The 23,466-nt window shown below is 69.1% G+C and carries 18 protein-coding genes and 1 pseudogene; 9 read left to right on the forward strand and 10 right to left on the reverse strand.

All coding sequences use genetic code 11. The features are described from left to right. The first annotated feature begins 18 nt into the window (after positions 1-18). On the forward strand, positions 19-903 hold the full coding sequence (locus GCE65_RS05580; RefSeq protein ID WP_153877683.1) for a VOC family protein: 885 nt from the start codon (positions 19-21) through the stop codon (positions 901-903). A 9-nt stretch (positions 904-912) separates the two neighbouring features. Here GCE65_RS05580 and GCE65_RS05585 read toward each other — a convergent pair whose 3' ends face one another. The 4 genes from GCE65_RS05585 to GCE65_RS05600 form a co-directional block, all read right to left on the reverse strand. Continuing rightward, on the reverse strand, positions 913-2,367 hold the full coding sequence (locus GCE65_RS05585; RefSeq protein WP_153877684.1) for a nucleobase:cation symporter-2 family protein: 1,455 nt from the start codon (positions 2,365-2,367) through the stop codon (positions 913-915). Positions 2,368-2,518: 151 nt separating this feature from the next. Next, positions 2,519-3,166, reverse strand: a complete 648-nt coding sequence (locus GCE65_RS05590; protein ID WP_194928839.1) for an RDD family protein — start codon at positions 3,164-3,166, stop codon at positions 2,519-2,521. 391 nt (positions 3,167-3,557) lie between these two features. Further along, positions 3,558-4,880 (reverse strand): ISL3 family transposase, encoded by a 1,323-nt coding sequence (locus tag GCE65_RS05595; RefSeq protein WP_153877686.1) that lies wholly within the window; start codon positions 4,878-4,880, stop codon positions 3,558-3,560. A gap of 91 nt (positions 4,881-4,971) precedes the next feature. Continuing rightward, complete coding sequence (locus tag GCE65_RS05600) at positions 4,972-5,823, reverse strand: DUF222 domain-containing protein (RefSeq protein WP_153877687.1); 852 nt, start codon at positions 5,821-5,823, stop codon at positions 4,972-4,974. Between the two features lie 1,330 nt (positions 5,824-7,153). On the opposite strand from GCE65_RS05600, the pseudogene GCE65_RS17025 reads away from it, so the two are divergent. Both GCE65_RS17025 and GCE65_RS16820 read left to right on the forward strand, forming a co-directional pair. Then, a pseudogene (locus GCE65_RS17025) lies at positions 7,154-7,471 on the forward strand (hypothetical protein); the annotation flags it as partial. A gap of 42 nt (positions 7,472-7,513) precedes the next feature. Beyond that, positions 7,514-10,588: a hypothetical protein gene (locus GCE65_RS16820; RefSeq protein ID WP_255475300.1), complete on the forward strand. Its 3,075-nt coding sequence runs from the start codon at positions 7,514-7,516 to the stop codon at positions 10,586-10,588. Positions 10,589-10,694: 106 nt separating this feature from the next. Here GCE65_RS16820 and GCE65_RS05610 read toward each other — a convergent pair whose 3' ends face one another. The 4 genes from GCE65_RS05610 to GCE65_RS05625 all read right to left on the reverse strand — a co-directional run bounded on the left by GCE65_RS05610 (position 10,695) and on the right by GCE65_RS05625 (position 13,329). Next, positions 10,695-11,618 carry an IS3 family transposase gene (locus GCE65_RS05610; protein WP_194928840.1) on the reverse strand — a complete coding sequence of 308 codons (924 nt, stop codon included), beginning with the start codon at positions 11,616-11,618 and terminating at the stop codon, positions 10,695-10,697. Then, positions 11,615-11,905: a transposase gene (locus tag GCE65_RS05615; RefSeq protein ID WP_194928841.1), complete on the reverse strand. Its 291-nt coding sequence runs from the start codon at positions 11,903-11,905 to the stop codon at positions 11,615-11,617. The genes GCE65_RS05610 and GCE65_RS05615 overlap by 4 nt, the downstream gene beginning before the upstream one ends. A gap of 109 nt (positions 11,906-12,014) precedes the next feature. After that, positions 12,015-12,692, reverse strand: coding sequence for a hypothetical protein (locus GCE65_RS05620; RefSeq protein ID WP_153877690.1), 678 nt, complete (start codon positions 12,690-12,692; stop codon positions 12,015-12,017). A gap of 10 nt (positions 12,693-12,702) precedes the next feature. After that, positions 12,703-13,329, reverse strand: a complete 627-nt coding sequence (locus GCE65_RS05625) for a hypothetical protein (RefSeq protein WP_153877691.1) — start codon at positions 13,327-13,329, stop codon at positions 12,703-12,705. 161 nt (positions 13,330-13,490) lie between these two features. Here GCE65_RS05625 and GCE65_RS05630 point away from each other — a divergent pair, with 161 nt between their 5' ends. The 6 genes from GCE65_RS05630 to GCE65_RS05655 all read left to right on the forward strand — a co-directional run bounded on the left by GCE65_RS05630 (position 13,491) and on the right by GCE65_RS05655 (position 21,357). After that, positions 13,491-15,644, forward strand: a complete 2,154-nt coding sequence (locus GCE65_RS05630) for a hypothetical protein (protein WP_153877692.1) — start codon at positions 13,491-13,493, stop codon at positions 15,642-15,644. Positions 15,645-15,650: 6 nt separating this feature from the next. Further along, positions 15,651-17,351, forward strand: coding sequence for a class I SAM-dependent DNA methyltransferase (locus GCE65_RS05635; RefSeq protein WP_153877693.1), 1,701 nt, complete (start codon positions 15,651-15,653; stop codon positions 17,349-17,351). Positions 17,352-17,512: 161 nt separating this feature from the next. Further along, positions 17,513-18,514 (forward strand): restriction endonuclease subunit S, encoded by a 1,002-nt coding sequence (locus GCE65_RS05640; RefSeq protein WP_370460219.1) that lies wholly within the window; start codon positions 17,513-17,515, stop codon positions 18,512-18,514. A 291-nt stretch (positions 18,515-18,805) separates the two neighbouring features. Then, the gene (locus tag GCE65_RS05645) at positions 18,806-19,180 is read left to right on the forward strand and encodes a hypothetical protein (protein WP_153877695.1); all 375 of its coding nucleotides are present in this window, start codon (positions 18,806-18,808) and stop codon (positions 19,178-19,180) included. A gap of 1 nt (position 19,181) precedes the next feature. Then, positions 19,182-20,258 (forward strand): ImmA/IrrE family metallo-endopeptidase, encoded by a 1,077-nt coding sequence (locus tag GCE65_RS05650; RefSeq protein ID WP_153877696.1) that lies wholly within the window; start codon positions 19,182-19,184, stop codon positions 20,256-20,258. 43 nt (positions 20,259-20,301) lie between these two features. After that, on the forward strand, positions 20,302-21,357 hold the full coding sequence (locus tag GCE65_RS05655; protein ID WP_153877697.1) for a hypothetical protein: 1,056 nt from the start codon (positions 20,302-20,304) through the stop codon (positions 21,355-21,357). A 73-nt stretch (positions 21,358-21,430) separates the two neighbouring features. Here the strand turns inward: GCE65_RS05655 and GCE65_RS05660 are convergent, their stop codons facing one another. Both GCE65_RS05660 and GCE65_RS05665 read right to left on the reverse strand, forming a co-directional pair. Continuing rightward, on the reverse strand, positions 21,431-22,387 hold the full coding sequence (locus GCE65_RS05660; RefSeq protein ID WP_228760130.1) for a Fic family protein: 957 nt from the start codon (positions 22,385-22,387) through the stop codon (positions 21,431-21,433). Positions 22,388-22,838: 451 nt separating this feature from the next. Next, positions 22,839-23,459: an NAD(P)-dependent oxidoreductase gene (locus GCE65_RS05665; RefSeq protein WP_153877699.1), complete on the reverse strand. Its 621-nt coding sequence runs from the start codon at positions 23,457-23,459 to the stop codon at positions 22,839-22,841. Positions 23,460-23,466: the final 7 nt, after the last annotated feature.

The raw sequence follows: 23,466 nt of genomic DNA on the forward strand, positions 1-23,466 counted from the left end.
TCCCTTCGAGGAGGAGTCATGCAACGCATCGTGCCCAATATCTGGTGCCGGCGGAACGCCGTCGAGGTGGGTGACTTCTACGCGGGGGTGTTCCCGAATGCGGCCTCCGAGGTGACCGCCCGCTACCCGCAGGAGGGCCTGCTCGACTTCCAGCGCGACTTCGCGGGTGAGCCGCTCGTGGTCGACGTGACGATCCGCGGCCACGTGATCCGGCTCATCAACGCGGGGGAGGAGTTCCTGCCGAACCCCGCCCTCTCCTTCCTCGTCAACGTCGACCCGGCCGACCACGGCGGCGACGAGCAGGCGGCCCTCGCCGAGATCGACCGGCTCTGGCACGGGCTCGGTGAGGGCGGGGTCGTGCGCATCGAGATCGGGGAGCAGCCCTACAGCAGGCGCTACGGCTGGGTCGAGGATCGCTACGGCGTCAACTGGCAGCTCATGTACACCGAGACGGACGCCGGCGAGGGGAACCACCTCGTGCCCGACTTCCTGTTCACGACGGCCGAGCCGCGGGCACGGGAGGCGATCGAGTTCTACACGGGCCTGATTCAGGGCTCCCGGATCGGGCAGGTCATCGGGAAGCCGGAGGAGCCGGCCGGGGTCATGTTCGCCGACTTCACACTCGCGGGCCAGATGTTCGCCGCGATGGACGGCCGCGCCGAGCACGAGTTCACGTTCACGCCCGGATTCTCCCTCGAGATCGCCTGCGACGGGCAGGCGGAGATCGACCGGCTCTGGGAGGCGCTGTCCTCGGTGCCGGAGGCCGAGCAGTGCGGCTGGTGCATGGACCGCTTCGGGGTGAGCTGGCAGATCGTGCCCGCGAACATGGGCGAACTCATGGAGCGGCCGGGCGCCTTCGAGACGATGCTGGCGATGAAGAAGCTCGTGATCGCCGACTTCTGAGTCGATCGGTCACTCGCCTACGAAACGTGTGGGACCGTCGTCCCCACGCGTATCCGGCGCGCCCGCACCCGAATCGACGGCGTGTTGGACGGCGTGCTCGCCCCGCGGCCCGCGCACCCAGTGGTTGAACAGCAGGTTGAGGATGAACACGACGATGACGGTCGAGGTGATGCCCGAGCCGAAGACCATCCGGAATCCCTCCGGGAACTTGTCGTAGAAGTGGGGCGCCACGGTCGGGATCATGCCGAACGAGAGGGAGACGGCGACGATGAGCAGGTTCTGGTTGTTCTTGAAGTTCGCCTTGTGCAGAGTCTGGATGCCGACGGCCGCGACCATCGCGAACATCACCGTCGCCGCGCCGCCGATGACCGGCCCGGGAATGCTCGCCACGACCGCACCGACCTTCGGGATGAAGCCCATGATCACGAGGAACACACCGGTCGTGGCCACCACCCAGCGGCTGTGGACCCGCGTGATGCCCACGAGTCCGACGTTCTGCGCGAACGAGGTGTCGGGAAAGGCGTTCATGACACCGCCGACCACGGCCGAGAGGCCGTCGTTCGCCAGTCCGCGGGCCAGGTCGTTCGGCTTGAGTTCCTTGTCGACCATCTCCGCCACCGCGAGCATGTCGGCGGTCGACTCGGTGAAGGTCACGAGCATGACCAGGCAGAGGGAGACGATCGCGGCGACCTGGAACTTGGGCGGGCCGAAGTGGAAGATCCCGCCGAAGCCGATCCACTTCTCGTCCGCGACCGCGGAGAAGTCGTTCAGGCCCATGACCCCGGAGATGATCGTGCCGATGACCAGGGAGATGAGCACGGCGATCTGGTTGAGGAATCCCGTGAAGAAGCGGGAGATGAGCACGATGATGAGCACGACCACGACGGCGAGCACGATGTGGGACACCTGCCCGTAGCTCGCGGCGGTCGGGTCCTCGCCGGCGATGAGGCCGACGTCGGCCCCGATGAGCGAGAGCCCGATGATCGTGATCGTGGTGCCGGCCACGAGCGGGGGGAAGAAGCGGATGAGCCGGGAGAACGGTTTGGCGATGAGCACGCCGAAGACTCCCGAGCAGATCATCGCCCCGTAGACCACCTGCATGCCGAGGGTCCGGTCGGTGAACGAGGTGGCGATGATGATCATCGGGGAGAGCACCGTGAACGTCGCGGCGGTGACCACCGGAAGCCGGACACCGAGGATCTTGCCGATCCCCACCGCCTGGATGATCGTGAAGATGCCCGAGACGAGCAGGTCGGCACTCACGAGCACCGCGATCGATTCGGTCGGCAGCCCCACGGCGGCGCCGACGATGAGCGGGACGGCCACCGCCGAGGCGTACATGATGAGCAGATGCTGGATGCCGAGCGTGGCCATGCGGCCGGCCGGGAGCAGCTGGTCCACGGGATGGCTGCTCGACGGCGGGATGAACTTCTGTTTGCGCGGCGTGGGCGTGTTGACCGACATGGTGCTCTCCTTCGAACTCCGCTCGTGGCGTCCCGGAGGCCCGTGGGGCGCCCTCGTCAGGCGCCGGCGATCGTCGGCGTCGTGGTTGCGAGCGTAGACCCGGCCGTGGCTCAGCGGTGGAAAGCGGGCGGCCCCGTGGTGATCCGCCCGCTCAGCGGGCGATCACGTGCGTGGCCGTGAGGCGGTCGTGGGGACCGCGACCCGAGCCGAACGCGCTCATTACGGCGAATGCTCCGATGATCGGGTAGATGAGGATGCCGGCGGTGAGCGTCAACGGATCGGAGCGGTCGAATCCTCCGGCCACCGCCCCGATGGCGACGAGGTGGCCGACCTGCCACGGGATCGCGATCTTGATGGCGTTGCGGGCGAGCGCGCGAGGAAACTCAAGCGCCGGACCGCGCTCGGTGGCGACCATGAGACCCATCCGGCGCTTGCCCCACGTCGCGTGATCAGCCCCCGCCTCGGCTCGCGCCGCCCAGATGGTCGCCACGATCGGCGGCACGGCGCTCATGAGGAGCACGGCGCGCACGGGGAACACCGCGCGCATGGGGAGCACGGCGCGCGTGCGGAGCGCGGTGCGCATGGGGAGCACGGCGCGCATGGGGAGCACAGTGCGCATGGGGAGCACGGCGCTCATGGGAAACGTGGTGCGCGTGCGGAGCACGGCGCCCGGGGAGGGCGGCGCGTTGCGGCTGAGCACCAGGCCGGCAGGCACCATCGCCGCGGCGACGCCGAGATAGCCGGTCGCGTCGAGCAGGTAGGCGCGCATCCGGCGTCCTGCCAGCGGGTGAATCTGCATGATGCCCATCGTCTCTCCGATCGCTCGTGCGGCGTTTGATGTCGCGGGTGGTATCGGTGCGGCCGAGTCCTTGGTTGCTCAGGTGGTGCGGGGTTCTCCGGGCGGGCTGGTGGTGGTGCCGCGGTGGCTGTGGGGGGTCGCGGTGAGGGGGTGGCCGTGGCGGTCGGTGAAGGTCCAGGTGCCGTTGCGGCGGGTGATGGTGATCTCGCGTTGGTGGACGAGGTCGTGGTGGTGCCAACAGAGCAGGATGCCCTGGGCGGTCGAGGTGGTGCCGTTGTGTTGCCACCACCATCGGGAGTGGTGGATCTCGCCGTAGCCGGGTGGTTCGTCGCACGCCGGGTATTGGCAGTGACGGTCTCGGGCGATGATTCCGCGGACCTGGTTGGCGGCTCTACGCGGTTCGTGGTGAAAGGCCTGCTGTGATTGGTGTTCGCGCTGCTGCTCGAGCGGCGCTGGCCAGGAGTATACGGGCCTTGTAGTTGGCGGAGTTCCTGAATCCGCGGCCGGTGCGTTTGATGTTCTTGATCGTGGTGTTCGCGGCTTCGACCTTCGCGGTCGTGGCGCCGGTGACGATGAGGACTTCGATGGCCTCCCACCAGGTCACGATGGTCTCGTAGAGGCGGTCGGTCTCGGCCATGTTCGCGGTCTGGACGTAGTGACCCAGTCTCATCCGCTCTTGCCACGCCTGGGCGAGGGTATCAGCGCCGAGGAGGCGGCGGAGCTGCTCCTTGACGCCCCACGCGGCGGAGAGCTCATCCGTGGGGTCATCGTCGGTGAAGACCTTCTCCAGCCTGGCCCAGCCACGCGGGGACAGCGTATCGGCGCCCCGCAGCAGCATCCGGTGTGCCCAGGACGCGTCGCTCTTGCGCCCGCGGCGGCCGTGCTGGTCTCGGGCGAGGCGCTGGCGGACCTTGGTGAGCATGTCGCCTGCGAGTTTGACGAGGTGGAACTTGTCGACCGAGACCGCGGCGTGGGGCAGGTGCTCGCGCAGGGCCTTACGGAACGCGGCCGAGGGGTCGATCGCGACGACCTCGATACGGTCCCGCCATGACTGTGGGCGGGCGCTGAGCCACGCGCCCACGCCCGTGCTGTCGCGGCCATCGACGATGCCCAGGACCTGTCCTGTGGCCAGGTCGACCAGGGTCGTCATCCACGGCTCGAACCGGCGCCAGGCCCCGTGCTCATCACGGAAGAACCGCACGGACCGGTACCGGTGCTCATCGATGCCCAAGCGCGTCACGACCCAGTCGTCGGCGGCGGGTAGGACGAGCGCCGCGGCAGCCAGCGCCGATTGGACCAGCCACCATGAGACCCCGTGAGCGCGGGCAACCTCGCTGGCGGCTCGACCGGAGTCGACCACCGCGGCCACGACCTGATTCTTCAGCCGCGTAGTGGACCGGGCGAACCTGGGGACCTGGATGGTGGACTCGGCGAACGTGCCACGCCCGCACAGCTCTTCCCGGCAGAACCAGCGCCGCTTGGCCCACCACACCTCGACCGCACCCGCGATCGGCAGATCACGCAGACGCTGCCGGCGCCGGGAATGGATCTTCACCGCGATCACACCACACGCCGGGCAGCCAGGCGGGGCGAGTGACTCGATCACGACCCGACGGCCTCCGCCGGGAAGATCGATCGCGTCGATGACACGGTAGTCAGACAGATTGAAGATCGTGCTCGCAGCATCACGCTGCGAGCCAGTAAACTCGTCCATAGCTCGTGGTCCTCTGCTCTTGTGGATGTCTCGCAACACCCATCACAGCAGGACCACGAGCCCTCACACGCCTACGACGCGCGGGCCACTTTCACCACGAACCACGAAGAGCCTGGTTGGCGGGGAAGATGCGTTTCTCGCGGCCGACGTCCAGGATCGTGGAGTCGGGTCCGAAGACGACGCGGGAGAGTTGGGAGCCGCATGCCAGGCGGGCCAGGAGCCCGGGCGCCAGTGGGGTGCCGTCGGGGAACGTCGCCGGTTCCAGGCCGCGGAGGGCCTCGTAGTCGAGACCGGTGGCCAGGGAATACTCGCCGTGGTCGCCGTCGTCAGCGGGGTCAGCGGCGTCGCCGTGGGGTTCGGCGGGGTCGGCGTGGTGTTCGGCGGGTTGGTCGGGGTGGTGTGTCGTGGTGAGGGCGCGGAGGGTGTTCCAGGGGACGGTGACGGTCAGGTGGGGGCGGATGCGGGCGGAGGTGCCGTGGGTGCCGGTGTCGAGGGATTCGCGGGCGAGGCCGGTCAGGGCGGCGGCGCGGCGTTGGTTCGGGGTGCGTTGGTCGTCTTGGCTCTTGCGGCCCATGTGGGCGGTCAGGGCTGTGTCCAGGGCCTGTCCGGAGGTGGTGGTGAGCCAGCCGGTGAGGTGGTAGCCGCCGGTGGTGGGGGCCAGGGAGAGTTCTTCCTTGCCGGTGTCCTCGCGCCAGGCGCGGTCGGCGGCCTCGGGGTCGGTGCGGATGGCCCAGGCGGCGACGAGTTTGGCGAATCGGTCGGCGTCGAGGGTCTGGGCGTGGGTGAGGAGGAAGGTCTCGCCGAGGTCGGGGTCGGTGAGTTGGTCTCGTAGTCGCTGGGTGCGGGTCGCGTCGCGGGCGAGGATGCGCAGGTGGTCGGTGCCGATCCGGCCGTGGGCCAGGGCGGTGGCGGGGCGGGCAGGTGGTCGCGCAGGGCGCGTGATTCACGTACGCGGCGGGAGGTGGCCCCGGCGGCGGCGCCGGAGTGGTTCCGGAGCCAGGAGGTGAAGGTCCGGGCTCCCTGCAGTGCCCAGGATCCGTCGGCCTCGACCGCGGACAGGGCCCCGGCCCGGGCGCCCTCGAGTCGTCGTTGGGCCTGTTCGAGCTGGTCGACCAGCTCGATCACCATCGGTGCGGGAAGGTCCGCCCAGGACGTCTGGGCCAGCACCTCCAGGCCCTTGAGCACCACCCCGGCCGCCGCCACCGTCGTGCCTGCTGCACCGGCCGCATCCGCCGTCGTGCCCGCTGCGCCGGCCGCTGTCACCGCTGCGCCGGCCGTGCTGCCGGCCGCATCCGCGCGGGCGGTATTGCCTGGCCCGGCCACGCGGGCCGCGCCGATCTCGCCGGCGGCGTCGTCGGCACCGGCCCCGATGCCCTCGCCGGGCGTGCTGCCGCCTCGAGCGGGCTGGGTGGGCTGTGGCTCCGACATCCTCATTCACCTCCGATGGTGGCTGATGACCCCATCATACTAGAACGTATGTTCGATAACAAGGGTCGAGAACAGATTCATCGCCCGGAGCTGACAGTGGGGTCGACGGCGGGTCGACGGCAGGGCCGACGGCGTCGACTCCGCCTGCTCCCGGCAGTCCCGAGCGTTCACGACCCTTGCCGCACGGACTGAACTCGACATGCCGACGCGGTCTGCACCATCACGGTGGCCACGTCGTGCCGACCGTGCTGCCCGTGCCGACTGTGATGCCCGCGCCGACTGTGCTGCCGTGCGGCCCGCGCCGGCCGTGCGGCCCGCGCCGGCCGTGCTGCCTGTGCTACCCGTGCTGCCCGCGCCAACCGCGCCAACCGCACCCGAGGCCTGTGGTGGGTGGTGGGACCTTCGATTGTCGTGCTCTGTATGGATCGTGCCGAGTCGTCAGATGTGAATTATCGAGGCTCGAATAGGTGAATTGGAGATTGCGTCTCCCACAATATTGGTATGAGTGCGGGGTGAGGTGAGGGTGAGATATGAAGTCGTCGAAATAATTGGTGGGTGAGGCCCCAGGACTGCGGCCTGATCGGCGTAGACTCCCATTCGCATCTTGCTCTGGCCCGTGGGTCGCGAGACCCGCCCAATGAATGGAGTGGATCGCGATGTCGCGTGACCTGGCTCGGCCCGTACGTCGGATTGTGGGATTGCGCGCTGTTGTGCTCGCGGTCCTGGCCTCGATGCTGGCGGCAATGCTGCTCGTGATCACCCCGCAGGTGAGCGAGGCCGCCACCCCGCACACGATCGTCGCCTGGGGGCGCGACACGTGGGGTGAGTCCGACGTTCCGAGCGGCATGTCCGACATCAAGCAGATCTCCGGGGCCGCGCACAGCCTCGCCCTCCGAGAGAACGGCACCGTGGTCGCCTGGGGCGACGACGAGGCCGGTGAGGCCGACGTACCCGCCGGGCTCTCCGATGTGTCCGCCGTGGCGGCCGGGGGGTTCCACAGCCTCGCCCTCCTCGGCGATGGCACCGTCGTGGCCTGGGGCGACGACGACCACGGCCAGGCAACGGTGCCCGCGGGCCTCGGCGGCGTCACGGCGATCTCGGGCGGCCGCTATCACAGCCTCGCCCTCGAGGGCGACGGGAGCGTCGTCGCCTGGGGTGACGACGACGACGGCCAGGCGAGCGTTCCGGCAGGGCTGCACGACGTCGTGGCCATCGACGGGGGCGGATTCCACAGCCTCGCGCTCGAGAGCGACGGAACGGTCGTCGCCTGGGGGAACAACGACTACGGCCAGGCGACCGTGCCCGCCGGCCTCACCGGAGTCGTGGCCATCGCGGCCGGCTGGTATCACAGCATGGCGCTGCTCGGCGACGGGAGCGTGGTCGCGTGGGGCAGGAACGACGATGGGCAGGCGAGCGTACCGGCCGATCTCCCGCCCGTTGCGGCGATCTCGGCCGGGGCGACCCACAGCACGGTCGCGCTCCGGGACGGCACGGTGCGGACATGGGGAGACAACTCCTTCAATCAGCAGGACATCCCGCCGGGAATCACCGGCGTCACCCAGGTCACCGGTAAGGCGATGAACAGTATGGTTCTCGCAGACGATCCTCCGCCGACCCCGGTGGTCGATCTGAGCGCGCCGATCGTGAGCTCCACGAAGGTCTCCCTGAGTTGGGGGTATCCGACGCAGCCGACCGATTTGGATATCGCCCGGATCATCGTGCGGGGCGCGGCCGGGCAGGTGGCGCCGGCGACGGCGACCGATGGGGTCGAGGTTCCGACCGGCCACCCCTTGCAGACCTATGCCTCGGATCCGGGGGGACTGCAGCCCGGCCAGCGATACTCCTATTCCGTGTTCGTCCAGGACAAGGCGGGGAATATCGGGCAGCCGGCCTCGATTACGGTGCCGGTGGTGTTTCCGGGTGCGGTGACAGATGTGACGGCGTCGGTCGATGGTTCCAGTCGGGTGGTGTTGGCTTGGCAGAATCCGGTCGATGCGCAGTTGAAGCGGATCACGGTGCGGCGGGTGGATGGGGCGGTGGCTCCGGCGACGATCGATGCGGGTCGTAAGGTCCCGTTGGTGCAGGCTCAGGACGAGTCGGTGACCGATACCGGGCTTGCGGCGGGTATGCAGTATTCGTATGCGGTTTTCGCCACCGACCGGGTGGGGAATGTGAGTCCGCTCGGGGCGGGCAGTACCGTCACCGTGACCATGCCGCCGTTGACCGTGCCGCCCGGCGGCGGCGGTGACAGCGGCGGCGGCGGCGCGGGTGATGGTGGTGGGACGGGTACGGCGCCGCCGGCGGTGACGGGTCTGGTTGCTCCGATCGTGACGTCGGCCAAGACGGTGCTCAATTGGGAGTATTCGCCCGATGCCGGGATCGCTCGGATCATCGTGCGGGGCGCGGCCGGGCAGGTGGCGCCGGCGACGGTGACCGATGGGGTCGAGATCGTGACGGGTCGGGCGTTGACGACTCATGCCACCGATGATTCGGGTTTGGCGCCGGGGCAGCGGTATTCGTATTCGGTGTTCACGCAGGCGAACTCGGGCGCGGTGAGTGAGGCGGCCTCGATTACGGTGCCGGTGGTGTTTCCGGGTGCGGTGACGGGGGTGACGGCGTCGGTCGATGGTGGCAGTCGGGTGGTGTTGGCTTGGCAGAATCCGGTCGATGCGCAGTTGAAGCGGATCACGGTGCGGCGGGTGGATGGGGCGGTGGCTCCGGCGACGATCGATGCGGGTCGTAAGGTCCCGTTGGTGCAGGCTCAGGATGAGTCGGTGACTGATACCGGGCTTGCGGCGGGTATGCAGTATTCGTATGCGGTTTTCGCCACCGACCGGGTGGGGAATGTGAGTCCGCTCGGGGCGGGCAGTACCGTCACCGTGACCATGCCGCCGTTGACCGTGCCGCCCGGCGGCGGCGGTGACAGCGGCGGCGGCGCGGGTGATGGTGGTGGGACGGGTACGGCGCCGCCGGCGGTGACGGGTCTGGTTGCTCCGATCGTGACGTCGGCCAAGACGGTGCTCAATTGGGAGTATTCGCCCGATGCCGGGATCGCTCGGATCATCGTGCGGGGCGCGGCCGGGCAGGTGGCGCCGGCGACGGTGACCGATGGGGTCGAGATCGTGACGGGTCGGGCGTTGACGACTCATGCCACCGATGATTCGGGTTTGGCGCCGGGGCAGCGGTATTCGTATTCGGTGTTCACGCAGGCGAACTCGGGCGCGGTGAGTGAGGCGGCCTCGATTACGGTGCCGGTGGTGTTTCCGGGTGCGGTGACGGGGGTGACGGCGTCGGTCGATGGTGGCAGTCGGGTGGTGTTGGCCTGGGAGAATCCGGTCGATTCGCAGTTGAAGCGGATCACGGTGCGGCGGGTGGATGGGGCGGTGGCTCCGGCGACGATCGATGAGGGTCGCAAGATCCCGTTGGTGCAGGCTCAGGACGAGTCGGTGACCGATACCGGGCTTGCGGCCGGTAGGCAGTATTCGTATGCGGTCTTCGCCACCGACCGGGTGGGGAATGTGAGTCCGCTCGGGGCGGGCAGCACCGTCACCGTGACCACGCCGCCGTTGACCGTGCCGCCCGGCGGCGGCGGTGACAGCGGCGGCGGTGACAGCGGCGGCGGTGACGGCGGCGGTGATGGTGATGGTGGGACGGGTACGGCGCCGCCGGCGGTGACGGGTCTGGTTGCTCCGATCGTGACGTCGGCCAAGACGGTGCTCAATTGGGAGTATTCGCCCGATGCCGGGATCGCTCGGATCATCGTGCGGGGCGCGGCCGGGCAGGTGGCGCCGGCGACGGTGACTGATGGGGTCGAGATCGTGACGGGTCGGGCGTTGACGACTCATGCCACCGATGATTCGGGTTTGGCGCCGGGGCAGCGGTATTCGTATTCGGTGTTCACGCAGGCGAACTCGGGCGCGGTGAGTGAGGCGGCCTCGATTACGGTGCCGGTGGTGTTTCCGGGTGCGGTGACGGGGGTGACGGCGTCGGTCGATGGTGGCAGTCGGGTGGTGTTGGCCTGGGAGAATCCGGTCGATTCGCAGTTGAAGCGGATCACGGTGCGGCGGGTGGATGGGGCGGTGGCTCCGGCGACGATCGATGCGGGTCGCAAGATCCCGTTGGTGCAGGCTCAGGACGAGTCGGTGACCGATACCGGGCTTGCGGCCGGTAGGCAGTATTCGTATGCGGTCTTCGCCACCGACCGGGTGGGGAATGTGAGTCCGCTCGGGGCGGGCAGCACCGTCACCGTGACCACGCCGCCCGCAGCCCCGTCCCCGTGAGGCTCAGCCCCGTCCCCGTGAACCCCGTCACCGTGAATGGCGGCGTCGGCGAACCCGCCCGTGCACCGGACGATTGGAGGCCTACCGGTTTCGTTGACAGTCTTAATTATGCCGCATGTAATGCGTGAGTGTCAAGTTGGGGTCGTGTTTGCTCGCCCTTTTCGTGGGGTGTGAGTCCGCCGAGAGCGGAATGTGGGCGCCTGCGATTGTAGTAGGTTTCGATGTAGTCGAACACTGCTGTTCGTAGCTTCGTGATCGATGGCCATGTGTGCAGGTGTATGAGTTCCTTCTTGAAGGTCGCGTTGAATGATTCTGCCATGGCGTTGTCGTAGCATATTCCGGTATGGCCCACGGAGGGGATGATGCCGTTGGCGAAGGCGAGGTTACGGAATTCGCTGGAGGTGTACTGGCTGCCGCGGTCGCTGTGTATCACGCATTGTCCAATGGGTGGTCTGCGCCTGGTGATCGCATCCTTCAGCGCATCGGTGACCAGGCTGGTGCGCATGTGGCCGGCCAGGGCCTGCCCGACGACCTCGCGGGTGTGTCCGTCCAGGATCACGGCCAGGTAGGCCCACCCTGCCCAGGTGCGGATGTAGGTGATGTCGGTGTACCAGATCTCATCGGGCCCGTCCGGGACGAAGTCGCGTTCGACGAGGTCGATCAGCCCGCCCTGGCGGCTCTTGTCGCGGATCGTGGTGGTCTTGTAGGGCCGTGGATGCACCGATTCCAGGCCGGCTGCCCGGGCCAGGCGTCGTACTCGCTTGGGTGAGTGGTGGTCCCCGGCCTTGGCGAGTTCGACGACCATGCGCTCGATCCCAAGGCGGCCCTCGTGGGCGCGGTGGAGGGCGACGATGTGCTGGCTGAGTTCTTCATCGGCCAGCTGGTGGGCCGAGGGTGTCCGCTTCTCCCACGCGTAGTAGCCGCCCCGGGAGACCTCCAACACCTCACACATCAGCGCAAGGGGGATCCGTTCATTGCGTGGTTTGCCAGACTGCTCGGCTGCGAGATCGCGAATGAACGCGAACCTCACATGCTCTCCTTCGCAAACCACGCCGCGGCTTTTTTTAGTATCTCCCGTTCCATCTTCAGCCGGCGGTTCTCACCCCGCAGCTCCGTGAGCTCGGAACGCTCATCGATCGTCAACGGCTTCTCGGTCAACTCGCCTCGCTTCTTCGCCAGATTCACCCAATTTCCTAACGTTCCCTCGTTGACTCCCAGGTCGCGAGCGATCTCGGCGATCGGGCGACCCGAGGTCACCACTAGCTCGACCGCCTCGGACTTAAACGAGTCCGTGTACTTCTTACGTGCTTCACCCATGATCATGTTCTCCTCGTAAACCAGTATCCCAGCCGGGCGACTGTCTACCAAAGCGGGAGGGCTCCAGATCGCCACCTCGCCCCACTCCGGGGCCTGCTGGGGCATCCGGTTACTGTCGGGCCATTCTGATCACCAGGTTGAGACCGTTGTCCGGGTGATAGCTCCACTCGGCCCGAAAGTGCTCCCATTCGCCCTGCCGGCGCCCGTCGAGCGCTCGAGTCTGGCCGATATTGGTCTGCAGCCATGCGGGCGTGTCGAGGCTGACGTAGAGACATTCGAGCACGAACGTGCTCAGGCCGAGGGGGTCGTCGTCCTGAGGCAGTGTGTCGAGCACGAGGGTCGTGGCGTCGTCGTCGAGGGAGAGACGGCCGGCGAGGTACTCCTCCAGCGCATCCGGCCGGCGTGTGTGCGGGGAGTCCGTCTCGGTCGGCGTGGGCTCGTCGGCCCAGGCGGCCGAGACGACCGTGAGCGCGTTCGTGCCGTCGCATGTCTCGAAGGCCTCGGCCAGCGGATCGGGGGTGAGCATCGTCAGGCCCACGACGACGGTGCCGACGAGCACGGCCACAGCCCCGCCCGCGATGAGCGCGGTGCGTAGACCGCGGCGCGGCTTCGAGCCGGCGGGTATGGACGGAGGGTGGCCGGGTTCTCCGGGGAGGTCCGGCTCGTTCGAGCCGAAGCGTGTGGACGGCGGGTGGCCGGGTTCTCCGGGGTGGTCCGGCTCGTGCGGGTGGTCGTCCCGGGCGGCCGCCTCCGGACTGAAGGGCGCCGGCTCGTTCGGATTCGTCATCTGCCTCGCCTCATTCCGCCGCGAAGAAGGCCGGCTCGCCGTAGTCCGTGGCCACGGTCCAGAGGCCATCGGCGCCGGCGGGCACCTCGAGGCACACGTTCCCCTCGGCGACCCCGCCCTCGTACAGGTCGCCGACCTCGTCGAGATCGCCGGGGATGACTCCGCAGTAGCCGTCGTAGGTGCGGTTGTCGGAGCCGACGAATTTCACGTCGATGTCGAGCCAGGCCGTGCCCGTCTCGGCGCCCAGGTAGGTCGCCTCGAGCGGCACGATCCAGAACTCCATGCCCTCGGCGGGCGGGTCGTTGAATCGGTTCTCGGCCTTGATCTCCGTCCACGCCTCCCGCGGTGTGTCGAGCACGAGATCCCAGGTCTCGTTGCCCATGCTCGTGCCGATCGCGAACGGATTCGCGCGGCTGCCCTCGGGTTCGGGCTCCGGTGTCGGCTCGGGCTCCGGGCTCGGCGTGGCGGGGGCGGATGCCGGCTCGGTGGCCGGTTCGGACTGCCCCGCCTGCTCGTCGCCGTGGGCCTTCTGGCCGGTGCTCTCGTCGGCGGTGAGCGCCGCCCCGCATCCGGTCAGGCCGAGCATCGCCGCGGCAAGGACTGCCGCCGCCGGTCGCCTGGTCATGGCGCTTGTCATCGTGATCTCCTTCGCATCGGGCTGGTCATTGCGTCGAGTGTCCAGCGCCGATCAAGGGCGATCAACGAACGGTGCGATAAGTGGGCTTATCGTGAAAAACACCATCAGAGTTGCATTCTCTGGCACGATGGCTCCGAACCGAGATGGAGAGAGGGGGACGGATGAGCCCGCACCCGAGAAGGCAGCTGAGCCGGCACCGCCTCCTGGATGATCTGCGGGTCGGCCTCGCCGACATTGCGGAGGTCGCGGGCGTGCAGCGCCCCGTCGTCTCGGTGTGGCGCAGCCGCCATCCCGACGGGCCGAACCGTTTTCCCCTCCCGTGCGAGCAGCGCGGGACTCGGCTCCTCTTCCGGGCGGGTGAGGTGGCCGACTGGATCGACCGCACCGGCCTCGGGAACAACCGCGAGTTCACCGCCGACGTCGTGGTCCGCGCGCTGCGGGGAAGCGTGGCGCCCGCGGAGCTCCACGTGATCACCGCCCTCGTGCGCCTGCGGGCCGCATCGGGTGGGCCGCTCGCCGGATGCGACGTCGAGGCGCTCCTCGACCTGGCCGACGACGCCGACCCGCACGACCGCGACAGCTATCGCGAGCTCGAGGCCGCGGCCGCCGTTCCTGCTCGTCTCGAGCACCTCGCCTCCCTCGCCGACGAGGTGGTCGACTCCGCCTACTCCGCGGGCGCCGCCATCGACCGGCTCCTGCCGGCCCTCGTCCCTGCGGACGACGCGCTCGCCCCCGCGGCCCTCGACCTGCTCGCCCGCCTCGCGCTGACGCTGAGCCCGGGTGGGCCGCTCGTCGTGGCCGATCCCGAACCCGGCGCCGGGGACGTACTCGCGGCCGTGCTCTCCCACGAGGAGCACCTCGACCGGGCCCGCGCCGTGCTCCCGGAGCCGGCCGGCGCCCCCCCGACCATCGACCACCCGCCCGGCGACCGCCCTGCCGACGACCGCCCGACCACCGACCACCCGACCACCGCGCGGTCGGGCCCCGGCGCGGGCACCCTCGCGAGGCTCGCCCGACGGCGCCTGCTCGCCCACGGATGGCAGGTGACCCATTCCGACATGGCGAGTGGATTCGCCGCGGGGGCGATCGTCGTCACCACGCTCTCGCGCTGGGTTGAGCGGGGTGAGCGGGGCGAGCGGGGCGATGCGGGCGTGCTCGAACGGATCGACGAGATCGCGGTGCGGCTCGCGCCGGGGCAACGGGCAGTCGTGCTCGGCCCGGCGCGGGTGCTCATCGACGAGGCCGGCCCCGAGGTGGAGTCGATCCGTTCCGACCTGCTGCGCACCGACAAGGTGCGGGCGGCGGTGCTCCTGCCGGCCGGATTGGTGCCGTCGCGATCCCGGGAGCGGCTCGCCCTGTGGGTGCTCGGCGACGCCCATCCCGAGGTGCCGATCGGCGGGCGGTGGATCATGGTCGCCGACGCCTCCGTGCAGCCGCTGCGCCGCGGGCGACTGCCGGCCGGTCTCGTGGACGACCTCCTCACCGACGTGCTCGCCGCGATGGGAACGAGCGCCGAGGTCCGCGCGCACGCGTTCCGCTTCGCCCGGTTCGCCCACACCTCGCGCATCCTCGCCGAGCGGGCCGGCCTGCTCGCCACGTCCCGGCCGCTCCAGCGCGCGATCAGGGACGACGCAGCCGCGCCCGCGCGCGTGCGCGAGCTCTCCCGTGCCCTCGCCGACGTGCCGGCGGCCACGGTCGACCTGGCCGTCCGGGCCGGGGACCCGGTCGCGGTGCGGCGCTTCACGCTCGGGGAACTCATCGACCGGCGGGCACTGCGCCGCCTGCCCGGGAACCGGATCGAGGGCCTCGCGCGGCCGGCGACCGGAGCGAGCGGGGAGGTGCGGGTGATCGGCCCGGCCGAGGTGACCGGCGAGGGCGGGCCGCGAGCGGTCGACCGGATGGAACTGATCGCCCGCCACCCGGGGAGCCGGTTGACCGAGCCGGGCGACGTCGTCTTCACGAGTGCCCCGCGCCCGGCCGCGATCGTGGATCGCGCCGGCCTGAGCCTCGTGGCCTACCCGGCCCAGGTGCTGCGGGTGCGCGACCACGCGGTCGGCCTCGTGCCCGCCCTGATCGCCGCCGACATTCGGCGCGCCGAACGGGGCACCCGCCGGCGCGATTGGGCGCTCCGGCTCGTGCCGCCGGAGCAGGCGGCGCAGACCGCCGCGGCGCTCGCCCGTATCGAGGAGGCGCAGGCGGCCGCCCGCGAGTCGCTGCGGCTGCTGCAGGAGCTGACCACCGAGGTGACGGCGGGCGTGAGCGCCGGTGTCGTACGTCTGGTGGATGATGAATCCGACCACCCCGAGCAGGAATGAGGAACCGTGCCGCCACGTAAGAAGCAGGCCGCCGTACCGAGCGAGAGTGTCGGTGCAGCCACCACGATGAAGGAACTGAAGGACACGCTGTGGAAGGCCGCCGACAAGCTGCGGGGGTCGATGGACGCGAGCCAGTACAAGGACGTGATCCTCGGGCTCGTGTTCCTCAAGTACGTGTCGGATGCGTTCACGGAGCGGCGCCGAGAGCTCGGCGAGGAGCTCGCCGCCGACGGCTTCACCGAGGAGCAGCGGGTGCTCATGGAGGAGGACGTCGACGAGTACCGCTCGGAGGGCGTGTTCTGGGTTCCGAAGCGGGCGCGGTGGGAGTACCTCGCGGCGCACGCCAAGGGCAGGGTCGCCACCGAGGTCGAGTCCGAGGCCTCGATCGGGCAGCTCGTGGACGAGGCGATGGAGCAGCTCATGGGCGCGAACGTCGCGCTGCACGCCACGCTGCCCACGATCTTCAACCGGGACGGGGTGGATCAGCGCCGGCTCGGGGAGCTGATCGACCTGTTCCACGCGGCGCGCTTCTCCGGGGTGGGGGCGCGGAAGGCGCGCGACGTGCTCGGCGAGGTGTACGAGTACTTCCTCGGGCGCTTCGCCGCGGCCGAGGGCAAGCGGGGCGGGGAGTTCTACACACCGCCGGACGTGGTGCGGGTGCTCGTGGACGTGCTCGAGCCGTTCCAGGGGCGCGTGTACGACCCGTGCTGCGGTTCGGGCGGCATGTTCGTGCAGGCGGAGAAGTTCCTCGAGCGGCACGACGCCGACCGGCAGGCGATCAGCGTGTACGGGCAGGAGCTGAATCAGGGCACGTGGCGGATGGCGAGGATGAACCTCGCCGTGCACGGGCTCACCGGGAACCTCGGGCCGCGGTGGGGTGACACGTTCGCCCGCGACCTGCACCCGGACGTACCGATGGACTTCGTGCTCGCGAACCCGCCGTTCAACATCAAGGACTGGGCGCGCTCGGCCGAGGATGCCCGCTGGACCTACGGCGTGCCGCCGGCGAATAACGCGAACTACGCGTGGATCCAGCACATCCTGAGCAAGCTCGCCCCGGACGGGTCGGCCGGCGTGGTAATGGCCAACGGGTCGATGTCGAGCAACAGTGGGGGAGAGGGGCAGATCCGGGCGAACCTCGTGGAGGCGGACCTGGTCAGCTGTCTCGTGGCGCTGCCCACCCAGCTGTTCCGCTCGACCGGGATCCCCGTGTGCGTGTGGTTCTTCGCGAAGGACAAGTCCGCTGGGCACGCCGGGCAGTCCGGGGGCGGTGACGCGGCCGGTGATGCGGCCGGTGACGAGGGGAGCGGCGTCGGCGCGGCCACGGACCGGCGCGGCCAGGTGCTCTTCATCGACGCCCGCGACCTCGGCCACATGGTCGACCGGGCCGAGCGGGAGCTGGGCGAGGAGGACATCGCCAAGATCGCCGGCACCTTCCACGCCTGGCGGGGCAGCGCCTCCGCGCGCGACGCCGGCCTCGAATACGAGGACGAGCCGGGCTTCTGCTACTCGGCCACGCTCGCCGAGATCAAGGACGCCGACTACTCCCTCACCCCCGGGCGCTACGTCGGCGCCCCGCCCGAGGAGGACGACGGCGAGCCCATCGAGCAGAAGATCGAGCGGCTCACCGGAGAGCTGTTCGCCCAGTTCGAGGAGTCGGCCCGACTCGAGCAGGTCGTGCGCGAGCAGCTGGGGCGTGTGCGGTGACGAGCGATCACATTTCTACCCGACGTATCGCTGACTTCGCGGAGATTTTCGATGGTCCACACGCAACGCCGAATCGGCGGGCCAGCGGCCCCTACTTCCTCAATATTTCAAGTCTGTTGAATGGCCGTCTCGACCTTTCACGGTCGGACCGCGTCGATGAGGTGGACTTTAAGCGATGGACAAGGCGCGTCACCCCACGTGAAGGTGACCTCCTCTTCTCTTATGAGACCAGACTAGGCGAAGCAGCCCTCATGCCAGCCGGTACTCGGGCCTGCCTCGGTCGCCGCATGGCCCTGCTACGCCTGACGGCCGACGACGTGTGTCCCCGATACTTGCTCTATAAGTGGCTCTCTCCCGAAGTGAAGAACTTGATCCATCGGCACGTCATTCATGGAGCCACGGTCAACCGGATCGCGCTGAGCACATTGGGGGAGTGGCGCCTTCACCTTCCGTCACTACCTGAGCAGGAGGCAGTCGCCAACGTCCTTGGCGCGCTCGACGACAAAATCGAGGTCAATCGCAGGCTCGCCGCCACGGCGGATGAACTTGCAACTGCTGTCGTCCGATCCCTTCCAGCAAGCGACTGGGTCCGGCTTGCTGACGTTGCTGACGTGACGATGGGGAGTTCTCCCAAGGGGGAGAGGTTGAACGAAGACGGTGAAGGGCTTCCCTTCTACCAGGGGATACGAGATTTCGGACTTCGCTATCCGTCTCGTCGAGTCTTCACGACCGCTCCCATTCGACATGCCGCGGCTGGTGACGTACTCGTAAGTGTTCGAGCGCCCGTGGGGACCTTGAACTTGGCCAGCGAGGAGATGTGCATTGGCCGTGGGGTTGCGTCACTTCGGCCCCAGGATCGCAGGCCATACCTGCTATTCCATCTGCTGCGAGGAATTCCCGAGGTATGGGCGAAGTATAATGCGGGTGGCACCGTCTTCGGTTCGATCAACAGGTCCCAGTTGGAGGACCTTGAAGTGCCAAGGCCCGCTGGCGTAGTCGCAGAGCAGTTCGAGTCTCGACTGCGTTCGCTGGAGGGAACTCTCGCGGCAGCGGTCGCCGAGACCCACACTCTCGGCACACTCCGCGACACGCTCCTGCCGAAGCTCATGTCGGGTGACCTGCGGGTCCGGGAGGCCGAGGCGGCCGTGGCGGAGGCCGTATGAATCGATTCCCACCCCGTGGAGGGGACCAGCGTCCATTGCGTGGCGCCTCACGACTCTTCTGAACGGAGCATCATGACGACACCGTCGCCGAACCCGATCCCACCCGAATCCGTGTCCCCGAACCCGATGCGCCCATACGAGAGCGCTCACGCACCCTCGGACTACGGAAGCCCGCAGGCGCCGGTCCAGCCGCCGGGGCAGTCTCCAGCGGCAAGCACTCCCGCGGCCCCGAAGATCAGAGTCGGCACGAGCGCTGCTGCGGCGCGCATCCGTCTCGTTTGGGCGGCCGTCATGCTTCTGGCGTTGGCGCCGGTCTACTTCAACACGGCCCCCGAGGCTCCGAACGCGCTGGCGGTCAACGGCTGGGAATCGCAGCAGCTCATGGCGAGCACGCGTAACGACCTGAACAACGAGAACACCCAGGGCGCGCCGCAGCAGAGCGTCGTGAACGGGTGGTACGCGAACGACCTCCTCGACCTGCAGGTCACCCAGGCAGGCGGCCTCTACGAAGTCCAGCTCTATGAGGCGGCCGTGACCCGGCGAAACGGTGACCTGCTCGCTCTGCTCGGCCTCGCCGTCCTCGGTGACCTCCTGATCCAGGCCGCCGGACGAAGTGGTCGGGGCGGGCGCCGAGAATCGACAACCGCGACGGCAGCGGAGTCATGACATGGCCACCACGAACTCGACCTCCACGCCATTCGACCTGAGGGCGAGCGAGCCCGAACAAGCGAGCCTCTTCGACGGGGACGTCGACTTCGACGTCGATCGCCCGGAGCCCGCGCCTCCCGCGGGCGCGCGCCGCGATGTCGACGTCGAGGATGCGCGGAAGTCGATCGATGCACTGATCCACAGCGCCGGGAACTACGGCGGCCCGCAGGAGTATCGGGAGCTTCTCCGGTTCGTCTCCCGGCTACCGGAGTACCGCCCGTTCAACCGGATGCTGATCCACGTGCAGAAGCCGGGCGCCGAGTACGTCGCGACCGCGAACCGGTGGTTGCGCACATTCAAGCGGACGATCCGGCCCGGAGTGCGACCGCTCGTCATCCTCCAGCCGAGGGGCCCGGTCCGAGTGGTCTTCGACGTGGACGACACCGAACCCCTCGTGGACGACGCGCCACCCGTGCCCCGGAGCGCGGTCCGGCCCCTCGAAATCCAGCTCGACGGCACCGTGGCCCAGATCGACGACCGATGGCGCTACACCGAACTGAACGCGATCCGCGACGGCATCCGGATCACCCTCGTGGACCACGGCGGGCACTCCGGCGGGAGGATCCGGAAGACACCGAACTCGACGATCCGGCTCTCCCGGCCCGCAACCGGCAGAACGCCGGACGGCCTGCCGCAGGTCGAGTACTTCCCGTTGCGGTACGAACTCGAGATCAACCGGAACCTCAGCCCGACGGACCGTTACGCCACCCTGATCCACGAACTAGCCCACCTCTACTGCGGACACCTCGGCTCGCCGGACACAGACCATTGGCCCGATCGTTCACAGCCGATCCTGGACCACGCGACCCGCGAGATCGAGGCGGAATCCGTCGTCCATATGCTTCTCGCCCGGATCGACCCGGACGTGCGCATGGGCGATTACATCCAGGGCCACCTCGACAAGACGAAGCAGGTGCCGCCGTCCGTCAGCCTCAACGCGATGATGCGGTGCGCCGGACTCATCGAGGAGATGGGAGAGCACCGCATGCCGAGGCGACGATCCCGGCCTACACCGACCACATCGACCACACGATGACGGCTCTCGGACGTGCGCGGGCGGGCGCGGCTACGATGGCTCAATGGTGGATGATCATGGTGGATCCGAGGGGCAGGCGGAACATGTGCACGTCGAGCTCGTGCTGTTCGACACTCGGCGGGCGATAGCCCGCACCGTCGAGAAGCTGCGTTCCCTGCGCCTGATCGGCGTGGTCGAACGGGCCGACCACCCGGCAGACACGCTCGGCCGGGTCCGCGCGACGGTGCTCACGGCCGGGGACTCGGTGCTCACCGCCGGGCCCGAGGGCATCGCGCCGGGCAGGTCGATCGAGGAGACCGCCGAGCTGCTGCGCCGACAACTCGCGGCGGGCGTGCTCGCGCACGACTGCGCGGGCAACCAGCGCGCCGCCACGGTGCCGGCGAATATCGCCGACCGGATGCAGGGCGCCGGCGCCGAGCAGCAGGAGATCCGCCGGGTGTACGTGCTGCCGACCTCGTTCTCGGCAGAGAAGGCGGACATCGAGTTCCTGGCGTTCTGCGTGGGCGGTGCGATCACGCACGTGCAGGTCGGCGGGCGGGACGTACTGGTCGGATTCCCGCGGCGGCCGAGCACGTGGCCGAAGAGCCAACGCCCGGTCGTGCAGCTCATCGCCATGAGCGACCACGTCGAGGTCGCGGTCTACAGCACATCGGCGGTGCAGTGGTGGCGCGGACCGCTCAAGGCGGCACGGCAGCAGGCGGTGGTCAGCCTGCTCTCGGTCTGGAACGCGCCGCCGGTCCGACTCGTCGAGGACTCCGCCGGTCACGGCCCCTACCCGGCCATGGTGCGCGGGCAGGCGATCGCCCTCGAGCGGCTCGGCCAGGCCGTGCCCTCGGTCCCGGAGGACTTCCCGGCGGCGGCCGGCCGGTCCCTGAGTGAACTGGGCCTGGACCGGGAGGCGATCGACGAATTCGTCGCCCTGGCCGCGAGCGAGTGGTCGGCGGAGCTGCTGCCGCGGCTCGTACGCCTGCTCCGCCTTCCCGAGGAGGTGGCGTCCCTCGCCACCGGGGAGCTGACCGCGGACTCCCTGCCCGGGGCGGTGGCCGCCGATTCCACCGGTGCCCTGGCACAACTGACGGAGCGCCGCTACCGCCGCTGACGTCGCGAGGCGCCCCCGCCGGCGCTCTCAGTCCAGGAGTGCTTCGGCCACCAACCGCGCCGGCGCTCTCCGCCTATCCGGACCGATGCAGCCGCTGCCCGTAGTCCTCGAGCACGCCGAGGATCCCGTCGTGCTGCCACACGCGGTTGCGGCGGAAGCCCGTGCGTTCGGCGAGTACGCCGCGTTCGGTCAGTTGGCCCAGGGCGCGCTGCGCCGTGACCTCGTTCAGGCCGAGCCGGGTGACCAGGAACGTGCTGGTGACGACCGGATGGGCGATGAGATGGGGCAGTACCGACCAGGCGCTCGCGTTCGTGCGGAGTCCGGCGAGCATGTCACGGGCGGCGTCGATCTGTCCGGCGAGGTCGTCGATGAGGCGGGTGCCGGTGGTGGCCGCGTAGCGGCCGGCCAGGGCGAACCGTTCGACGATCGGCCGGGCATCGCCCTCCCGGAAGCTCGTGAGCGCGTCGAAGTAGCCGGCCGTGTCCGTGAGAAGGCCGGCCGAGATCGGCGCCGTCGTGCTCTGCAGGATCCCCGCAGCGCGCAGCATGGCGTGCACGAGGGCGCGTCCCGTGCGGCCGTTACCGTCGGTGAACGGGTGGATCGTCTCGAACTGCGCGTGGGCGATCGCCGCCTGGGCGATGACCGGCAGGTCGGCGCGATCGACGAAGTGCATGAGATCGGCGATCGCGCCGGGCACCAGCTCCGGCTGTGGCGCCACGTGCGCCGCGCCCCGCGGGCTGACCGAGGACGTGCCGATCCACACCAACTGGCGACGGAATCGTCCAGCGTGGTCCTCCCAGCCTGGTTGTCGCGTCATGAGCGCGGCGTGCATTCGCAGGATGGCATCCACGTCGAGCCGGTCCGCGAGATCCAGAGCGGCCTCCATGGCCCGCACGTTCGCCACCACGAGCGCCGCATTGGCGCTGGTGGACTGGTCCACCTCTGCCATCGCCAACTGCCGGGCGCTCACGGTGAGGTTCTCGATCTGGGAGGAGGAGGACGATTCGCTGCGAAGGAGCACGGCACTCATCGGACCGAGCGTCGGGCTCGATGCGCCGAGAGTGGCTGCGGCATACCTGTCGAACCGCGTGAGATCGGTGGCCGCCTCCTCGATTTCTGCGGTGAGATCCGCTGGGATCGCCGGGCGATAGTCGATCAGTGAGGGCGGCACGCTCGATGAATAGGGGCCCGATCCCGCCCGTAGACGCGCCCGTGACGTCATCCCGTCCGGCTCCGCAAGCCACTCGTGCTCTTCGTCACCCGTGGCAGGGACCGGCAGCGGCTCGTCGGACGGACGCTTCAGCATGAGATCAGTTTACTTACACTTAAGGGACAAGCGTAAGTATGTCGATCCTGTACTTCCAGTTCGCGCGCGACGCCTCGACCATCGGAGCGGCCGGGCGCGGCTCCTGGAGTGACGTTCCGATACGGACCGGGACGTCGGCCCCCAGGCCCGCGGGTCGTCCTGCGGTCCGCAGGCGTCAGGCGTTCGCGACCGTGAAGCGGGCGTTGCGCACGGACGGCTCCTTGATCTCGTCCAGCACCGCGGCGGCCAGCGTTCCGGAACTGACGTAGTCGCCCACCGGCTCGTCGCCCCCGATACGCCGCTCGGCGCTCGCCTCGCCCGGACCGATCTCGGGCGAAGGCGACACGATCACCCAATCGAGCCGGGCGCCGTCCGCACGATACAACTCGAGCATCTGCGAGGCCGTGCGCGACTCCTTGACGTACGCCTCGGGAAACCCGGGGGAGTCGACGAGGCGCGCACCGTCCTCACCGTGCAGGCTGCCCGCACCGCCGAGGACGACCAGCCGCGCCGAGGGCGCCGCCGCGATGATGCCCCGGTGGGCCTGCAGGTACGGCTCGTGCGGGCCGCCCGTGCGATCCGGCGGCACGGACACCACCACGACGTCACTGCCGGCCGCGCGGCGCACGAAGTCGCCGGTGTCGGCCAGGTCGCCGCGCTCGTACGTGACGCCCTCGACCGGATTCTCGGGCGCATGCCGCGAGACGCCGGTGACCGAGTGCCCCCGCCGCGCCGCCTCCCGGGTGATGTCCTGGCCGATCATGCCGGTCGTTCCGTAGATGGTGATGGCGCTCATGCGTGTC

The organism is Pseudactinotalea sp. HY158, assembly GCF_009660225.1.
Classification (GTDB): Bacteria; Actinomycetota; Actinomycetes; order Actinomycetales; family Beutenbergiaceae; genus HY158.

What these genes read in the sequence shown, in the direction of transcription:
- GCE65_RS05580 (WP_153877683.1), top strand. Translation starts at nt 19, where the DNA reads ATGCAACGCATCGTGCCCAATATCTGGTGCCGGCGGAACGCCGTCGAG.
- GCE65_RS05585 (WP_153877684.1), bottom strand. Translation starts at nt 2,367, where the DNA reads ATGTCGGTCAACACGCCCACGCCGCGCAAACAGAAGTTCATCCCGCCG.
- GCE65_RS05590 (WP_194928839.1), bottom strand. Translation starts at nt 3,166, where the DNA reads ATGCAGATTCACCCGCTGGCAGGACGCCGGATGCGCGCCTACCTGCTC.
- GCE65_RS05595 (WP_153877686.1), bottom strand. Translation starts at nt 4,880, where the DNA reads ATGGACGAGTTTACTGGCTCGCAGCGTGATGCTGCGAGCACGATCTTC.
- GCE65_RS05615 (WP_194928841.1), bottom strand. Translation starts at nt 11,905, where the DNA reads ATGGGTGAAGCACGTAAGAAGTACACGGACTCGTTTAAGTCCGAGGCG.
- GCE65_RS05620 (WP_153877690.1), bottom strand. Translation starts at nt 12,692, where the DNA reads ATGACGAATCCGAACGAGCCGGCGCCCTTCAGTCCGGAGGCGGCCGCC.
- GCE65_RS05625 (WP_153877691.1), bottom strand. Translation starts at nt 13,329, where the DNA reads ATGACAAGCGCCATGACCAGGCGACCGGCGGCGGCAGTCCTTGCCGCG.
- GCE65_RS05630 (WP_153877692.1), top strand. Translation starts at nt 13,491, where the DNA reads ATGAGCCCGCACCCGAGAAGGCAGCTGAGCCGGCACCGCCTCCTGGAT.
- GCE65_RS05645 (WP_153877695.1), top strand. Translation starts at nt 18,806, where the DNA reads ATGCTTCTGGCGTTGGCGCCGGTCTACTTCAACACGGCCCCCGAGGCT.
- GCE65_RS05650 (WP_153877696.1), top strand. Translation starts at nt 19,182, where the DNA reads ATGGCCACCACGAACTCGACCTCCACGCCATTCGACCTGAGGGCGAGC.
- GCE65_RS05655 (WP_153877697.1), top strand. Translation starts at nt 20,302, where the DNA reads ATGGTGGATGATCATGGTGGATCCGAGGGGCAGGCGGAACATGTGCAC.
- GCE65_RS05660 (WP_228760130.1), bottom strand. Translation starts at nt 22,387, where the DNA reads ATGAGTGCCGTGCTCCTTCGCAGCGAATCGTCCTCCTCCTCCCAGATC.
- GCE65_RS05665 (WP_153877699.1), bottom strand. Translation starts at nt 23,459, where the DNA reads ATGAGCGCCATCACCATCTACGGAACGACCGGCATGATCGGCCAGGAC.